General features: G+C 43.6%; 10 protein-coding genes and 1 pseudogene. 5 read left to right on the top strand and 6 right to left on the bottom strand.

Translation table 11 applies throughout. The features are described 5' to 3' along the window. Positions 1-18: 18 nt before the first annotated feature. Genes GQR89_RS11155 through GQR89_RS11140 form a run of 4 tightly spaced genes read right to left on the bottom strand, consistent with a single transcriptional unit; the run spans position 19 to position 4,383 of the window. Complete coding sequence (locus GQR89_RS11155) at positions 19-807, bottom strand: 3-hydroxybutyrate dehydrogenase (protein ID WP_158770122.1); 789 nt, start codon at positions 805-807, stop codon at positions 19-21. Continuing rightward, positions 800-1,858, bottom strand: coding sequence for a PHB depolymerase family esterase (locus GQR89_RS11150; RefSeq protein ID WP_158770121.1), 1,059 nt, complete (start codon positions 1,856-1,858; stop codon positions 800-802). Before GQR89_RS11150 ends, GQR89_RS11155 begins: the two co-directional genes overlap by 8 nt. An 18-nt stretch (positions 1,859-1,876) precedes the next feature. After that, positions 1,877-3,073, bottom strand: a complete 1,197-nt coding sequence (locus GQR89_RS11145) for a homoserine O-acetyltransferase (RefSeq protein ID WP_158770120.1) — start codon at positions 3,071-3,073, stop codon at positions 1,877-1,879. A gap of 14 nt (positions 3,074-3,087) precedes the next feature. Beyond that, positions 3,088-4,383, bottom strand: a complete 1,296-nt coding sequence (locus GQR89_RS11140; protein WP_158770119.1) for a GntP family permease — start codon at positions 4,381-4,383, stop codon at positions 3,088-3,090. 194 nt (positions 4,384-4,577) lie between these two features. Here GQR89_RS11140 and GQR89_RS11135 point away from each other — a divergent pair, with 194 nt between their 5' ends. After that, the gene (locus GQR89_RS11135) at positions 4,578-6,902 is read left to right on the top strand and encodes a TonB-dependent receptor (protein WP_158770118.1); all 2,325 of its coding nucleotides are present in this window, start codon (positions 4,578-4,580) and stop codon (positions 6,900-6,902) included. Between the two features lie 391 nt (positions 6,903-7,293). Then, the gene (locus tag GQR89_RS11130; protein WP_158770117.1) at positions 7,294-7,935 is read left to right on the top strand and encodes a response regulator transcription factor; all 642 of its coding nucleotides are present in this window, start codon (positions 7,294-7,296) and stop codon (positions 7,933-7,935) included. Positions 7,936-8,059: 124 nt separating this feature from the next. Here GQR89_RS11130 and GQR89_RS11125 read toward each other — a convergent pair whose 3' ends face one another. After that, positions 8,060-9,904: a sodium:proton antiporter gene (locus GQR89_RS11125; RefSeq protein ID WP_158770116.1), complete on the bottom strand. Its 1,845-nt coding sequence runs from the start codon at positions 9,902-9,904 to the stop codon at positions 8,060-8,062. A gap of 113 nt (positions 9,905-10,017) precedes the next feature. Next, positions 10,018-13,424: pseudogene (locus GQR89_RS11120) on the bottom strand (PAS-domain containing protein). A gap of 212 nt (positions 13,425-13,636) precedes the next feature. Between GQR89_RS11120 and grpE the strand changes: the two are divergent. The 3 genes from grpE to dnaJ all read left to right on the top strand — a co-directional run bounded on the left by grpE (position 13,637) and on the right by dnaJ (position 17,624). Next, complete coding sequence (gene grpE, locus GQR89_RS11115) at positions 13,637-14,245, top strand: nucleotide exchange factor GrpE (RefSeq protein WP_158770115.1); 609 nt, start codon at positions 13,637-13,639, stop codon at positions 14,243-14,245. 123 nt (positions 14,246-14,368) lie between these two features. After that, on the top strand, positions 14,369-16,282 hold the full coding sequence (gene dnaK / locus GQR89_RS11110) for a molecular chaperone DnaK (protein WP_158770114.1): 1,914 nt from the start codon (positions 14,369-14,371) through the stop codon (positions 16,280-16,282). A 205-nt stretch (positions 16,283-16,487) separates the two neighbouring features. Then, entirely contained in the window at positions 16,488-17,624 is a 1,137-nt protein-coding gene (dnaJ, locus tag GQR89_RS11105; RefSeq protein WP_158770113.1) for a molecular chaperone DnaJ, read from the top strand. Positions 17,625-17,724 lie beyond the last annotated feature (100 nt).

The following is a 17,724-nucleotide window of genomic DNA, read 5'->3' as shown; positions in this document are numbered from 1 at the left end:
GATTAAGCAAAAAGAGGCCTATCGAGCTGTCCAGCCACCATCAATGACAATCGTTTGCGCGGTGATATTACGAGCAGTGTGTTCCATTAAAAATGCTGCACTACTAACCAATTCGTCAATATGAATAAATGATTTTTTCGGCATAGGTTCAAGCATGATTTTATTGATCACATCTTCTTCACTCATACCATGCTCTTTTGCTTGAGCCGCTATTTGCTTTTCTACTAATGGCGTTTTTACATAAGCAGGGCATAGTGTATTAATCGTTACATCGCAGTCACCGGTTTCTAATGCAATCGTTTTTGAAAAGCCGAGTAGACCATGCTTGGCCGCTACATAAGCCGATTTAAAAGGCGAAGCAATAAGGGAATGTACCGAACCGATATTGATGATGCGGCCGTAGTTTTTACTGCGCATGCCGGGCAGGAATGCTTGGGTTAACATGGCTGGGGCGACCAGCATGATATCAATTAGCTGTTGCCATTTTTGCGCTGGAAAATCTTCTAGCTTGGCTACATGCTGAATACCTGCGTTATTGATCAGTACATCAACGATGTCAGGTGCTAAAATATCGGGTAGCGCGGCGACTTGCTGGGTATCTGTAACATCGAGCATAACTGCCCGGGCGCTTATTCCTTGTGCACCCAATTCATCAACCGCGTTATTAGCGGCGTCTAAATTCATATCTGCAATAATAATCTTATGGCCACTAGCGCCAAGCTGCTGCGCTAGGCCTAAGCCGATACCGCTTGCTCCGCCAGTGATAAGTATGGTCCGTGATACTGAATGCTGATTAGGTTTAGTCATGTTGAGTCTCTTGTATCGATAACGCGTGTATGATGTGTTTAACGGCTCTAATTTGCTCACCGTTTTGATTGGCGTAATCTTCGCCCGTGTAACCCCACCAGTCCCAACATCCTTGAGGGTTGAGCGGCATCATCATGGAGCTTGTTGTTTGTGGGTAAAGAACAACCATATGATTGGTGTCTGCCCAGTTATTAAGACCCGTTTGTGTTGCGTAAACGTCGCCCACAGCGTTGGCATTTTGATTACAACCGTGAAAGCTCACATGTAGCGTACAGGATTCACCTTTTTGACAAGACTGAGGCACATATAGGTATCCGTTATCAGCCAAGCTTTGTGCTGGTTTTCCGCCTAATTCATGTTGATCAATTTCAACTAATTGACCGTTTGGAGTTTTGTTACGTTGATTCAATTTACCTTGGATAAAGTTAAGCATTTCACCAGCGGCGTCGTAGTCACAATTTCCGATAAATGGCGCTTCTGATACATCACATTTTGAACCTGAATTTAATGTGGGGAATAGATGAGCAAAGGGCTTACCGGTGACATAGACAATATTTTCGGCTTTTACCCAGTGTTGATATTGGGTAAACAAGGCTTGATTAACTTGTGGTAATACCTTGGTGTCCAAGGAGCCGCTAAGTAACCAAACTTTATGTTGCTGTAAATTGCTCAATGAAGGCAGCTTGCCCGCTTTTTGCCATTCAATAGCCTTGTCGGTGAGCAGATCCAAACTAATCGGACTTTTAAGCTGATTGACACATTGGCTTAGGGCAGTTTGAATACTATTTTGTGCACAATAATAAGGGCCTGCAGCAATAATACCGACACCTGATACCCAGTCTGAATACGCTAGCTCAAACTGCGTAGCCATATAACCACCACTTGATAACCCCGAAAGACTAATATGGGAAAGATCGAGATTAAACTTGCCTTTAGAAAGCGCTTGGTCGGCGATTTGTTTTGCGGCTAAATCTCCATGGGTTGCACCCAGCAACAATGCAAATGCGCTACTTACACAGGTACGTCCTAGGATAGTGGATGAAATTTTCATAATGTTCCTTTTTATCTATTATTCTTGTAGGAATGCGCTAATTGCTTTTGCCGATTGGCTGATCCCAAGTACGCCATTTAAGTGCCCTAAATTACCCGAAAGCGCTTGGTATTGCGTGTTATTGCCTAATTCTTGAAGGGTGCCAGCAGCATCTTTAGCCAAATACGGCATGAGCAGTAAGTCACTACTTGAGGGTAAAAATAAGGTTTTTGCTGTTACTTGCGCCAACGCATCACGTAAGTTTCCATTGTGGCCAGCCATATATAATTGTGAAGCACGCACTAAATACAGCAAATGATTGGCGTCCATTAACGTAGCGCGGCTTTGTGCTCTGCCACGTAACCAATTAACGATGCTGTGATTTTTATTAATGTCGTTTAATGGGTCTTGTTCCATCGCTGAATAACCAAGAGTCTTTCCCGTAGTGTTAAAAAAATCGGGTGTTAGGGCATCTTGAGTAATAAACATTAACGCTGCAGTTAGTCCTTGCATTGGACGTTCGCCGTCATAGTAATCACCGCCAGCCCAATTTTTATCCAAACGAATGGGTATTGCCCATTGCTCAAGCAGCGCGGTGGTCCAGGCATCGCTTTGTCCTGAACCGATAACGGATATCATGCGAGGTACCCACTGAGGATAAGCTGTTGCCCAGTCGAGTGCTTGCATGGAGCCCATTGACGCACCGACCACTGCATGTAGCCTAGATATACCTAACTTTTCTAATAAGGCTTTCTGCACGTTAACAAAATCGCGGATGGTCACCACTGGGAAGGTCAAACCATAGGCTTTACCAGTATCCGGATTGATTGAAGCCGGTCCAGTGGTAATCACATTAGGATCAAAGGCGTTTAGGTTCGCCAGTGTATCCACGCTTATTACAAAATATTTATTAGTATCTATGGCCTTATCTGGACCAATAATCGCGTCCCAGTAACCTGGGGCAGGGTCACTTGGATGATATTTGCCGGCGGCATGTGAACTCGCACTAAAATAGTGGGTGATCAATATCACATTATCTTTAGCGTTGTTCAGTTTGCCGTAACTTTCCCATCCAACGTGTACTTGTTTAATGGTTTTGCCGCCAAACGTTGTAAAAGTGTCGATGTCAAAACGTTGTTTTTCAACCAACAAGTCGGATGATGCGTAGCCCAGTTGACAGGTGAAAACACCTAGTAAAATTAAAGATATAGAAAAGATTAGATTTCGTAACTGCATGAAATTAGCTCTCATTAAAATAGGTTAAATAAGGCAATGGCCAATGCTAGTCCACAGAGCGGCACCACGACGGTGAGCGCGCCTACTGCCCAATATGCTCGCTGGTGTGTCTCGTTACAAATAGCCCGGATCACCGTCACCACGTAACCGTTATGTGGTAGAGAGTCCAATGCACCGGATGAGATAGACACGACTCTGTGCAGTTCTTCTGGGTCAACGCCTTGGTCGATATAATGCGGTGCCAACAAGGGTAGGGCAATCACCTGACCACCTGAAGCTGAGCCCGTTAAACCGGCGATGACGCTGATGGCTATTGCTGCACCAATCAATTCATTACCAGGAATATGAGTCATCACTTCTACGGCTGTTTGAAACGCTTCTGTCGATTTTGCAATACTACCAAAACCTACTACCGCAGCGGTATTCCCGATAGCCACTAAAGCACCAGTGGTACCAGCGCTAATCGCATTTTGTATATTTATAAAATAGCGGTAATTGATGATCATAAGCGTTAACACTCCACCACTAAGGGCGATGATTAATGCGAGATGTCCCAAGCTATCATGCAGCGCAAATGAAAGAATAAGTACTACCAGTAATGGCAGCACACCGGTAATAGGACTAGGTAAGTCTCGGTTTGTAACTTTAGGATCTTGGGCCCACTGTTCAAACGTTTCGCCATTAGCGAGTGCTTTATTGATCATGCGGCGCATCCACCAAAACCCAAATGTGGCCATAAAAATTGCCACCACTAAACTAACTTCCCAGCCCGCAAAAGGCGAAGTGCCGAGATACTTGATAGGGATCCAGTTTTGAATTTCAGGAGAGCCAGCAGAGGTCATGGTAAACGTCACCGAGCCGAATGCCAGTGCAGCAGGAATAAATCTGCGCGGTAAGTTTGCGTCTTTAAATAAACTAAGGGCCATTGGGTATACTGAAAATGCTACTACAAAAAGGCTTACACCACCGTAAGTTAGAATGGCACAGGCTAACACCACGGCCGCTACAGCTTGGCTACGGCCCAATTTTGAGATGATAAAGCGGGCTACAGCGTCTGCTGCGCCAGTGTCTTCCATAAATTTACCGAACAACGAACCAAGTAAAAACATGAAAAACCAAGATGCAATAAATCCAGAGAATCCCTGCATATAATTATTAACGAAATTCACCTCCCCAATGAAAACGGGTATTCCACTGGTGAGTGCGACAACCAATGCGCACAAGGGGGCGGCGATAAATAGGTTCATGCCGCGAATAGTTAACACTATTAGCAGCAACAATCCGCCTATTAAACCAATTAAACTGAGCATGTTATTTTCCTTTAAATGAATACTTGTGACCGCAAGCAAGCACCTAAAGTGATGACGCAAGTGTGTCTCAGCCCAGTTAATTTGCCCATAGTACTATGGTACTAAGGACGTCAATTCAAAACTCGATTAAGGTATTTACGACCGCAGCAAGCAGACCACGACAAAAACTAAAAACTGCTATTTAAGGACACACTATGAACAAACAAAAGTTTACCCAATCGATTATTGCTGGCGCTGTTGCATCAGTGCTGTGTTACCAACCTGCATTATTTGCCCAGGAAGCTAATAACGGCGCCCAAACTGAAAAAAAGGGTCTAGAGCGTATTGAAGTCACTGCGCGTAAAACCGTTGAAAGTCTGCAAGAAGTACCTATCTCAGTCACATCTTTAGGGGCGGTAGAGCTGGATGAAAAAGGGATATCAGTTCTGACTGAAATTCAGCAGTTCTCACCCAATACCACGCTACAAAACAGTCGAGGCACTAACTCAACGCTAACCGCATTTATTCGCGGGGTAGGCCAGCAGGATCCACTTTGGGGTTATGAGCCAGGTGTTGGGATTTACATTGATGATGTTTACGTGGCACGTCCTCAAGGGGCGGTATTGGATTTGCTTGATGTAGAGCGAATAGAAGTACTGCGCGGCCCACAGGGCACCTTGTACGGTAAAAATACTATAGGCGGCGCGATTAAATACGTTACCAAACCTATGAGCGGCGACCCAACGCTGAACATTCAAGGCACCGTCGGCAGTTATTCGCAACGCGATATCAAGCTCACCGGTCAATTGCCATTGATTGAAGATAAACTTTACATTGGCTTTGGTATAGCAGATTTAACCCGTGACGGTTACGGTGAGTATTTGCAGTCTGCGTTAGATGGCCAAGATTTAGAAAACTACAATAAAGATTTAACCGCAGCCCGTATTACCGTGGAATTTACCCCAACCGATGACTTGTTCTTCCGCTTTGCTTGGGATAAAACTGAAGATGATTCAAATGCGAAAGGTGGTTATCGTTTACTGCCTAGTCGCCTAACCGATGCTCCCGTTCCAAACAGCGTATTTGACTCCTACACTAGTTTACCCACTGAAAATAATGTGGAACTTAAAGGCTATAGTTTGACGGCCAATTGGGACGTAAATGATGATATAAGCTTAAAATATATAGGCGCTCATCGCGAAAGTTACTCCCCGACCAACATTGATTTTGATAATACCGCGATTGATATATTTGATGTTCCTGCAATATATGAGGATGAAAATGACACCCATGAATTGCAATTGGCCTATACCGGCGATGGTTTTAATGCCGTAGGCGGTATTTACTACTATGACGGTGAGTCTTGTGGTCAGTTTGAAGCCATTCTGGGCTTTCTTGGGCGTGCCGCGTTTGGTGTTCCAGGTTTAACGCGTGAAGTCTCAGGGTGCAATAACAGTGAAAGTATTGCGGCGTATGTACAATCTTCAATCGAAGTGACGGAGCAATTATCGCTTACTTTAGGTGCGCGTTATACAGATGAAGAAAAACAAGCCACGGTACGAAATGGCCTTGTTTTCGCAAATGTTTACCCCGAATCAAATTGGATCCCGGGCTACGTTCGCCCCGAAGGCGAGTTAGTACCACAAGTATTGGGCAGTGATTCAGACGGTGATGGTATACTTGATGCGCCAGCGAAAGAAAGTTGGTCTCGTTTTACGCCACGCGTCGGTGTCGAGTATCAAATGAATAGCGATCTAATGTTTTTTGCTAGTTACTCGCAAGGTTTCAAATCAGGTACTTACAACCCAAGAGCGACCATTAATGAGCCTGCGGTAGACCCAGAAGTGGTTGATTCGTTTGAGCTGGGCATGAAAAGCGATTGGAACGATAACCTACGCGCTAACGTAACCTTGTTCGCCCTTGAGCATAACGATCGTCAATACATTTCAGTATTGCCAGTCACATCTCCAGAAGACTTACAGCAAATATTAGGAAATGTCGGTAAATCTAAAGCCAAGGGGATTGAAGCAGAAATCACCTATGCTGCAACAGATGAACTGACTTTCGATATTGCGTTAGGCTACATTGATGCTGAATTTGAGGAAGTATTCCAAGAAACCCTTGAAGGACGCGTAGATGTTGCGGATACTTTCGCTATCGCCAATACCCCTGAATATACAGCAAATTTTGCCGCTAACTATCTGCTTAGCACCGATATGGGCGACTTTATTTTCAATGCAAACTACTACTACCGCGATGATTACACCATTACCGAAACCTCGAATAGTTTAATCACCCAAGATGGCTATGGTTTGGTTAACTTAAGTGTGTCGTGGCAGAGCGAAGATGGCACTTGGTATGGCGGCCTGCATGCGAAAAACCTAACGGATGAAGAATATGTCGTCGGTGGTTACCAGTTTGTGGTGGAAGACCCAACAGACCCAACAGGTTATGCCGCAGGTACGGGGGGAGACAATACCTTGATTGGTTATTATGGCGACCCACGTACGGTAAGTCTAACCGTCGGTTATCGTTTTTAGATTGGCTGAGTGCTTGGTAAACAAGCACTGTTTTCAACAAACAGTGCTTAAATACAGCGTATAGAAGTTTATATCAGCACTACGGTTTTAACCCAAATAATAAAAATGCCAATTTGCTTGTAAAAAGAGTGCTTAATTGGTGAGTTGTAGTAATGTTTGGCAGTGTAAACTGCCTTTTTTTATACTAGAAAATAGCCCATATGCGTTAAATATTTTGCGCCCCAATAGCCGTTATGACACACGTTATGTTACGCGTTTCTTAACGTCTCATATTTGTTTCAATCCTTGACAGAAAAGTGAATTCACTGATAGTTGATAAATAATGCTATTATTTATCAACTAACTAGCGACAATCGTCAAATCCTTTTCATGTTACAAATGAGTGCTATTAATGCAAGCTAAAGCCATAGTTGCTGACGACCATCCTCTGTTTCGTAGTGCCATGAAGCAAGCCATACAAGGCGTATTGGGTAGCGATATTTTTGAGGCTGCCTCATATCAACAAACTATTGATTTATTAAAAGAACATAATGATGTTGAGCTGATTTTTTTAGATTTGAATATGCCAGGTAATGACGGACTCACGGGATTAACGTTGATCCGCAGTCAATTTCCTGATGTGCTGGTGGCGATTGTTTCAGGGGATGAAAGTCCAAGTATGGTGAGAAAAGCAATCGACTTTGGGGCCTGTGGTTATATCCCGAAATCGACACCGCTTCCTATGATTGCTGCAGCGGTGCAACAACTGCTTGACGGCGAACAATGGCTTCCAGAAGATCTCATCGGGCAAGTACAGAAAATTGAGGGCAGTGAAGAACAAGAATTTGCCTTAAAACTTGCTCAGTTAACACCCCATCAACTCAAAGTGTTGCAGTTAATGGCAGATGGCTTGCTAAATAAACAGATTGCCTATGAACTGGGTGTGAGTGAATCAACCATTAAACAGCATGTCTCCGCGGTATTACACAAGTTGGGCTTTAATAATCGCACCCAAGCAGGGGTGTTATTCAAGCAAATGCTGAAGGTGGATTAATCCAATAATAATGCGCTATTAAAGACATTACTGAACACTAGATAGTTTATATTCTGCGCTTGGCAATAATGGTAACAAAGGCGAGTAAGCCTAACGTTTTTATTAGGCCTCCTCGTTTGGGAATTTAACCAGGTAGTTTTGATTCTTCTGTTATTGTTGTTGTATGTTCGACTTTTTCCAGCGGTTTTTCAGGGTTAACTAAACTGACTATTTTCCACTCAGCCTTAGGTTTAACGTTATTGGATGTGGTAAACATCTGTACGTGATTGTGCGTATCGATGGTGCATAGTTTGATAGCCCTTTCTTTGTATTGCTCTTTGTAATCATCATAAGTAAAAGAATCAGACAAGCGGGTCGTTTTAATTGTTGCCCCTTTGGCTACCATGCCTGCCAATTTTCCATAGGTCGCCTCATCACTGAACAAACCTAGCTTTTTCACGTAGGATTCGGACACCTGATGACTTGGACGCTGCTGTTGTTCATTATTGCTTAGACCCAGTACGGTGCCTTTACCCATTTCGTGTTCAAAATGGTAGGTAACCATAGGGTTTAATTGACGATAGGGTGATATCACCAGTACGGTACCAAACATGGATAAATCAAGTGTGCGGGCAGCATGTTCTGACATGGGATTACCAAAGTAGGTAGGGATATTTTCCATACGTGCTAAGCGCATATTGTTCCAGTTGGTATCGGTGATGCGCACCTGTACATCATGGCTCATGAGTTCTTTAGCGAACAGGCGACTAAATAACCCGCCCCCAAATATTAAAAAACCATGAGGCGCGGGGGCTCGCATATCAAGTTTTTTAGCAATCGTTACAGAGGTTAAGCTTTGTAGCACTACCGTGGTGATAATAACCAGAAAAACCATCGGCACCAAAAGGGCCGCTTGATCGTAATTAAGCACTTCAAGCTTTAGTGAAAAAAGTGCTGATACCGCCGCTGCAACAATCCCCCGAGGCGCTATCCAGCTTAGTAAGGCTATTTCACGCCAATTTAATCCTGTTCCCAATGAGGATAAAAACACACCCAAAGGCCGTGCAACTAATATCATGGCGACGAGCACCCATATAACCCCCCAGCCAACATTTAGCATAGAATGCATATCGATACGTGATGCAAGTAAAATAAATAATCCAGATATTAATAATACGCTTAACGTTTCTTTAAATTCCAGTATGTCTTCTACGTCTACGTTCTTCATATTGGCTAACCACATACCAATGACAGTGACTGTAAGTAATCCTGATTCATGAGCGATTAAGTTTGAGCCGGCAAATGCACCTAACATAAGCGTCAGTACCGCAGTATTCTCGAGATAATGGGGCAACCAGTTGTTACGCAGCACCAAACCAAGTAAATAACCGGTCGCAGCTCCTATGCCCAAGCCAACACTAATGGTCAGTCCAAATGCGTACAAGGTGTGACTCAGGGCATCTTGAGTAGAAATAATATACTCAAAGACTAATACTGCGAGCAACGCGCCGATAGGATCGATAACAATGCCTTCCCAGCGCAAAATATTAGAAACTTTACTACTGGGGCGTACCGTTCGTAACATAGGCACAATAACAGTAGGGCCGGTGACGGTTACAATAGCCCCAAATAAAAAGGATAATTGCCAACTTATACCTAAGGCATAATGAGCAACAGGCGCGGTTATAAGCCATGTGACCAGTGTACCCACAGTGCACAAGTTACGTACCATTGAGCCATGTCCAGCAAGATCGCCAAAACGTAAGGTCAATGAGCCCTCAAATAAAATAATGGCCACTGATAAAGACACTATTGGGAAAAGTAAGTCACCAAAAAGGGCATCAGCGTCTATAACACCATAAACGGGCCCTACCAAAATTCCCACTACCAATAAAGGTAATATGGCAGGAAGTTTTATCTTGTAGGCAAAATACTGACAGGCAATGGAGATAAGTCCCACTGCAACTAAGGGAATGATAGGGTCGCTCACGTGAAGTCCTTGTAGCAACAAATTAACTAGTCTGCGTTTGATCTGACCACAGGTCGCTTAGCAAAAGCAATAATACCTTTGATACTTTATCGGTTGCATGGCGAATTAACCTGTTATTTGGTAGGTAATAACTGTTTGATTAAGCGTTTCAACGCAATAGGTTTGAGCGGTTTGGGCAAATAATATAGATGTTCGTTGATTGCCAATTGACGAATATCTTCATCTTGGCGAGCTGAATTTAAAATACCCGGTAAGATAGATGCAGCGCCTTGCCCGAATTTAAGCCTAATTGCACGTGCCACATCAATACCGGTTTCACCGTGATCGAGTTGATAATCGAGGATCATTAAATCCACCGGCTTGCCGAGTAAGTTTAACGCGCTTTGACGGTCAGTAGCAGCAATCACGGTTGCCCCCCAATCTGCAAGTAAACGTTGCAGAGCATCGAGTATTTGCGGCTCGTTATCAACAATGAGCACCGTTTTGTTGAATAAAGGAAGCCCGGGCTCATAGTTTGAGTTTATAGGCATGCTTGGTTGAGGAGCTTGTTTCTTTCCAATGGGTACGGCTACATCAAACCACGTTCCTTTGCCTAATATAGAATGCAGCGTTACGGGGTGTCCGAGTAGGGCACTGATGCGTTCAACAATGGTCAAACCCAAACCTAAACCTTGTGAGCTCGGGCTTGTGTCGAGTTGATGGAACTCTAGAAAAATGTCTTGTTGTTTGTCTTTGGCAATCCCGGCACCGGTATCAATAACGCAAATACGAGCTTGGCCTTTTTGTCGTTTTACACCAATTAAAATTCGCCCTTCTTGCGTATACCGGATGGCATTTGAAATCAAATTTTGAATAATACGCCTGAGTAGCTTTGGGTCGGAAGTAACTGTTAAATCAGTATCTACATAAGTTACGCGTAACCCTTTTTGTTGTGCTGAGGCTGAAAATTCATTGATCATAGGGCGCAAAATACTGCGTATTGGGAAGGTTTGAATATGAGCGGTTAGTGCTCCGGATTCTAGTCTTGTCATATCAAGCAACATTGATAAAAGCGATTCAGCATTACTAAGTGAGTCAACCAAATTAGCACTCATTTGTGCCATTTCTCCCTCGGGTGCTTTTTGTTTCAGCATCGCGGCAAAAAGTGAAGCAGCATTAAACGGCTGCATTAAATCATGCCCTGCAGCGGCTAAAAATTTGGTCTTACTTTCATTAGCGTTCTCTGCTTCGCGGCGCGCTTTTTCGAGATCACTATTGGCTTTTTGTAGCTCTTCGGTGCGTTTCTCTACGCGAGTTTCTAAGTTGGTTTTAGCTTGTTCTAATTGTTGCTGGATATTAATGTATTCAGTGATATCACTATACGTTGTAACAAACCCGCCTCCGGGTAAGGGGCTGCCATTTAGTTCAATAACTTGGCCGTTTTCTTGATGGCGTACGTACTTATATTGGCTGCCAGATTGCATAAAAGCGACGCGCTTACTTATTTCAGTTTGAATATTGCTTTGGCCCGTATCAGCGTTATGTCCAAAAAGGCCACGTTTAGCATTAAATTCAAGTAATTCATAAATCGACATACCCACCTGCACAAAACCTCTGGGGTAGTTAAATAGCTCTACATAGCGCTGATTCCAAGCAAGCAGTGAAAGTTCACGATCGAGTACCACTATGCCTTGTTGAATGTTTTCTACTGATGACTGCAGCAGCTCATGGTTGAACTGGAAGGTTTGACTCGCTTCTTCTACTAATTCAACCAATTCAGATAGTTCTACATCGCGCTTCTCACCAATAGCGGACAGTAGAATACGCGCGCTGGCACTGCCGACTTGACCCGCTAATTCGCTTTCAATACTGGTTAAGAGTTTAGGACTTGCATACCCAGATAACTGATTAGGAGACATTTTCGCAAGCAAAGCTTGATGGCGCTCTACGCCCCAAACTTTTTCCGTGATAGCAAGCAAATTCGATATTTTAACTGCATGACCAAAAGGCTGGGTACTGTGGGTAATAGCATCTATTGCATCGGGTTGATCTCGTAAACCTTGAAGCAACGAAACGATAATAAAACAAGCGATGTTGGCGCCCAAGCTATACAAAAAACCCACGGAAAGCTGGAAATCACTAGGGGGGGCGTTAAAGTAATAACTCGCGGTAATACTAGGCCATAGTAGCCAATAAACCCAACATAATGCCCCCGTAATCAAGGCTAATTGCGCCGCTAATGTGGTGCCGCGTTTCCAATATAAGCCTAGCAGTAATATAGGGAAGGTTTTTGTGATAACAGTGCAATGGCAATAACTCCGCTTTGCACCAATGACGTGGATTGACTGATATTCAGGTGATAAAAATAGGCGACGCCGAGCACGACCAATACGGTGGCGCGGCGTATAAGTAATATACCCGTGGGTTTTAAACGATGACGTTGCAGAGTGCGAAGTTGCAATGTTAACCAAAGTGGCGTGGCGACGTTATTAGAAATCATAATGCCCATGGCGAGCGTCGCGACTATTATCATGCTAGTGGCAGCTGATAGGCCGCCAATGAAAGCCACCATGGTAATCCACAAATTGCCAGATGCTACAGGCAGGGCGAGTGCATATGTATCAGTGCTGACATCCCCTTGCGGAAAAATCATTTGTCCTGCAAGGGCGATTGGCAATACAAAAACAGTCATACCCAACAGGTAAAGCGGAAACAACCAGCGCGCACTGCTGATCTCTTTTTCACCATTATTTTCAATAAAATTGATATGAAATTGACGAGGCAGACAAAACATGGAGCATACTCCCAATAACATTTGACTGATGTACACCCATACACCAGAGTCGGCCCTAATAGTTTGTTGAGCACGTGGATCGAGCTGAGCTTTTCCTAATAAGTCAAATACACCATCATATAAACTGTAACAAACGAACAGCCCTACAATGACCAAAGCCGCCAGTTTTACCACTGACTCGAATGCCACAGTAAGCATTAATCCTGGGTGCTTATCGGTTAAATTCAACGAACGTGTACCAAAAAGCACAGCAAATAAAGCCATTAGTAAAGCGACATAAAACCCTACACCGTCAGACCACAAATTATCAGCACCTGTGACAACGCGAATACCGCCGGTTACAGCGTCAAGTTGCAATGCAATGTAGGGGACCACGCCAATAAAACATAGCAAAGTGACGAGCGCGGCTAAGAAATGTGATTTATCGTAACGCAAGCTTATAAAGTCAGCCAGTGAACTGATGTTGTGCTGATGGCAGACATTGGCGACGCGCCTAAGCACAGGGTGTGCAAAAAGAAATACACAAATCACTCCCATATAAGTAGGGATAAAGGCCCATCCATAATGCGCAGCCTGTGTGGTGGTGCCGAAAAAAGCCCAAGACGTACAGTGGACTCCAAGCGCGAGACTGTAGATGTAGGGATGTTGTTGATTTGCTTTTGCTCGTTTATCACCCCAAAACGCGAGTAAAAACAAAATCAGTAAGTAGCCAACTACAATGGTCATTAAGCTTAAGACGCTAAACATAGACACCTAATATTATTTTTATATCAGCACTTTAGCTGGAACTTGCGAAAGGTAAAAGGTCCTTTTTAGTTGATCTTAATCAAGAGCGACGCAAAATTTAGACACAATTTTTTAAAACATCAAAAAAATACCCTTGAAGAGATCCAAAGCAACCCCATTAATAGCTGCAATCGAATTTAGCTTTCATGTGATACCTAAGAACGGAGTAAATAATGAGTAACGAAGATCAAGCTCAAAAAGATGAGGCTCAGCCGACAAATGAAGAAGCCACACTCGCTAATGCTGAACAAGCCGTGGTAGAAGAATTAAGTGCCGAGCAAGCACGTATTCTTGAGCTTGAAGCTGCTTTAGCAGCATCAGAAGCAACACTGGCAGCGCAGAAAGATTCTGTGATGCGCGCGATTGCTGATGCTGACAATGTACGCAAGCGTGCTGAAGGTGAAGTAGACAAAGCGCGTAAGTTCGCCCTAGAAAAATTCGCCGCTGAGTTATTACCAGTAGCAGACAACCTAGAGCGTGCTTTGCAAGTTGCTGATCGAGATAATGAGGCCCTTAAACCAGTGGTTGAAGGGGTTGAAATCACCCTTAAATCATTCGTTGGCAGCATCGAAAAATTCGGAATGAAAGTAATTGACCCTCAGGGCGAAGCATTCAATCCAGAAAAGCATCAGGCTATGTCGATGCAAGAAAATGCTGAATTGCCTGCCAATACGGTTATGGCAGTGATGCAAAAAGGTTACGAATTAAACGGACGATTGTTACGTCCAGCTATGGTCATGGTATCGCGCGCCCCAGAGGGCGGAGTAGATACACAAGCTTAATTCGCACAAATAACAAAATAATTCACAGAAATGGGAGATTTTTTCAATTAATTAATTGAAAAATACAAAAATAACCCCACAAAGTGTACAGGCATTATTAAATAATTTTTTGGAGAAAAACTAATGGGTAGAATCATTGGAATCGACTTAGGTACAACTAATTCTTGTGTTGCTGTACTTGATGGTGACAAAGCAAAAGTAATTGAAAACGCGGAAGGGGATCGTACTACTCCTTCGATTATCGCATACACCCAAGATGGTGAAACGTTAGTGGGTCAACCAGCTAAACGTCAAGCGATAACGAACCCGCAAAATACGGTATTTGCAATCAAGCGTTTAATCGGTCGTCGTTTTGAAGATAAAGAAGTTCAGCGTGATATCGATATCATGCCGTTCAAAATCATTAAAGCTGATAATGGCGATGCATGGGTTGAAGCGAAAGATCAGAAATTAGCGCCACCGCAAATATCTGCTGAAGTTTTGAAAAAAATGAAAAAAACCGCCGAAGATTATCTTGGCGAAGAAGTGACAGCCGCAGTTATTACTGTGCCTGCGTACTTTAACGATTCACAACGTCAAGCAACTAAAGATGCAGGTCGCATCGCGGGTCTTGAAGTGAAACGTATTATTAATGAGCCGACTGCTGCAGCACTAGCATACGGTATGGATAAGAAAAAAGGCGACAGTGTTGTTGCAGTATACGATTTAGGTGGTGGTACGTTCGATATCTCTATCATCGAAATCGATGAAGCTGATGGCGAGCACACGTTTGAAGTACTTGCTACTAATGGTGATACTCACTTAGGTGGTGAAGATTTCGATAACCAAGTTATTAATTACTTGGTTGAAGAATTCAAGAAAGACTCAGGCATGGATTTACGTAAAGATCCTCTTGCGATGCAGCGTCTTAAAGAAGCGGGTGAGAAAGCCAAAATCGAATTATCTTCTGCACAACAAACAGAAGTTAACTTGCCGTACATCACGGCTGATGCGTCAGGTCCTAAGCACTTAACTATCAAGTTAACACGTGCAAAACTTGAATCTCTTGTTGAAAAAATGGTTAAAGCGACCCTTGAACCATTAAAACAAGCGCTAGCTGATGCAGATTTATCTGTAGGTGATATCAACGATATCATTCTAGTGGGCGGACAAACTCGCATGCCATTAGTACAAAAATACGTAACTGAATTTTTCGGCAAAGAGCCAAGAAAAGACGTTAACCCTGATGAAGCGGTTGCTGTAGGCGCGGCGATTCAAGGTGGTGTATTGTCTGGTGATGTAAAAGACGTATTGCTTCTAGATGTAACGCCTCTTTCTTTGGGTATCGAAACGATGGGCGGTGTTATGACGGCCTTGATCGAAAAGAACACAACCGTTCCTACTAAGAAGTCACAGACATTCTCTACAGCTGAAGATAACCAATCAGCGGTAACAGTGCATGTACTTCAAGGCGAGCGTAAGCAAGCCGCAGGTAACAAATCACTTGGTCAATTTAACCTTGAAGGTATTCGACCTGGACAACGCGGCGCACCGCAAATTGAAGTAACTTTTGATATCGATGCTGATGGTATCTTGCACGTATCTGCTAAAGATAAAGACACCAACAAAGAGCAAAAAATCACTATCAAAGCATCTTCTGGCTTGAGTGATGATGAAGTTGAAAAAATGGTTCAAGATGCTGAACTGAATAAAGAAGAAGATAAAAAATTCGAAGAAATGGTTCAAGTGCGTAACCAAGCTGACGGCCTAATTCACGGTACACGTAAGCAAGTGGAAGAAGCTGGTGATGCCTTATCTGATGAAGATAAAGCTGAAATTGAAACTGCAGTAGCGTCACTTGAAGAAGCGGTTAAAGCGGGCGAGAAAGAAGCAATTGAAGCTAAAACTCAAGAGCTAATTCAAGCTTCTGCTAAGTTGATGGAAGTTGCTCAAGCTAAGCAAGCTGCTGGTGCTGAAGGGCAACCAGAAGATGCTGCTAAGCAAGACGACGATGTTGTTGATGCCGAGTTCGAAGAAGTAAAAGACGACAAAAAGTAATTTTTGTTGACTACATCAGCCCGAACGCTTTAATGGCGTAAGGGCAAGCTCGGGCGCATGGAATATTTCATAGCGCCCGAGTTTGTTTCAAGACCCGGTGAGTCATTAGGTTTTATTACCGAGACGCGAAATCAGGTAGTGAGATTGTAAGAGAAGAATAGGTAGCCAATGAAACTGGCTACAAATATCAGGATAAACAAGCTATATGTCGAAGCGAGATTATTATGAAGTGCTGGGTGTCGATAAATCGGCAGCTGAGCGCGATATAAAAAAGGCTTACAAGCGCCTTGCTATGAAATATCACCCGGATAGAACCCAAGGTGACAAAGCCATGGAAGAGAAGTTCAAAGAGGTTCAAGAAGCCTATGAAATTCTAACCGATTCGCAGAAACGTGCCGCATATGACCAATATGGTCATGCTGGCGTTGATCCGAATCGAGGCCAAGGTGGCGGTCAAGGTGCAGGCGATTTCGGCGATATTTTTGGCGATGTATTTGGTGATATTTTTGGTGGTGGCCGTGGCGGCCGTCAATCAAGAGCAAGCCGTGGTTCGGATCTACGCTACAACCTTGAGTTAAGCCTTGAAGAAGCTGTTCGTGGTAAGAGTGTTGAAATTCGTGTTCCAACGTTAGCTGAATGTGATACTTGTGATGGTTCAGGGGCTAAAAAAGGATCTAGTGCAAAAACATGTACCACCTGTCATGGTCAAGGCCAAGTGCAGATGCGACAAGGCTTTTTTGCCGTACAACAGGCCTGTCCGACATGTTCGGGCAAGGGCAAAATCATTACCGACCCATGTCGTGAGTGTCATGGCCAAGGGCGTGTTGAGAAAACTAAGACTTTATCTGTAAAAGTACCCGCAGGTGTCGATACCGGAGACCGAATTCGTCTTTCAAATGAGGGCGAAGCAGGAGAGAATGGTGCACCAGCTGGGGACTTATACGTACAAGTTCACGTTAAGCAACATAAAATATTTGAGCGCGATGGCAATAATCTATATTGTGAAGTGCCTCTTAGTTTCACCCGCGCAGCAATAGGCGGTGAGATTGAAGTGCCCACATTAGAAGGAAAAGTTAAGCTCAAAGTTACGCCCGAAACCCAAACTGGCAAAATGTTCCGTTTACGTAATAAAGGCGTTAAATCGGTTCGCAGTGGTAGTGTTGGCGATTTGATTTGCAAAGTTGTCATTGAAACGCCAGTGAATTTAAATAGTCGTCAAAAAGAGTTACTTGAAGAACTTGAAGAGTCGATGGGGACTGGCAAAGACACCGCGAAAAATCGACCCAAAGAGAGTGGTTTTTTCGATGGAGTTAAAAAATTCTTTGAAGATTTAACAAACTAAGCTGTACGTTTTATAACACTAAGCCGCTGAAAAGCGGCTTTTTTATGTTTGCTTATTGCTACGAAGTTGGTGGATATATTGGCTAAAACATGTAAATTAT

The organism is Paraglaciecola sp. L1A13 (genome assembly GCF_009796745.1).
In the GTDB taxonomy this organism is placed as follows: Bacteria; Pseudomonadota; Gammaproteobacteria; order Enterobacterales; family Alteromonadaceae; genus Paraglaciecola.
The sequence above is the reverse complement of the archived record's forward strand: the minus strand, read 5'-3'. Positions and strand labels throughout refer to the sequence as shown.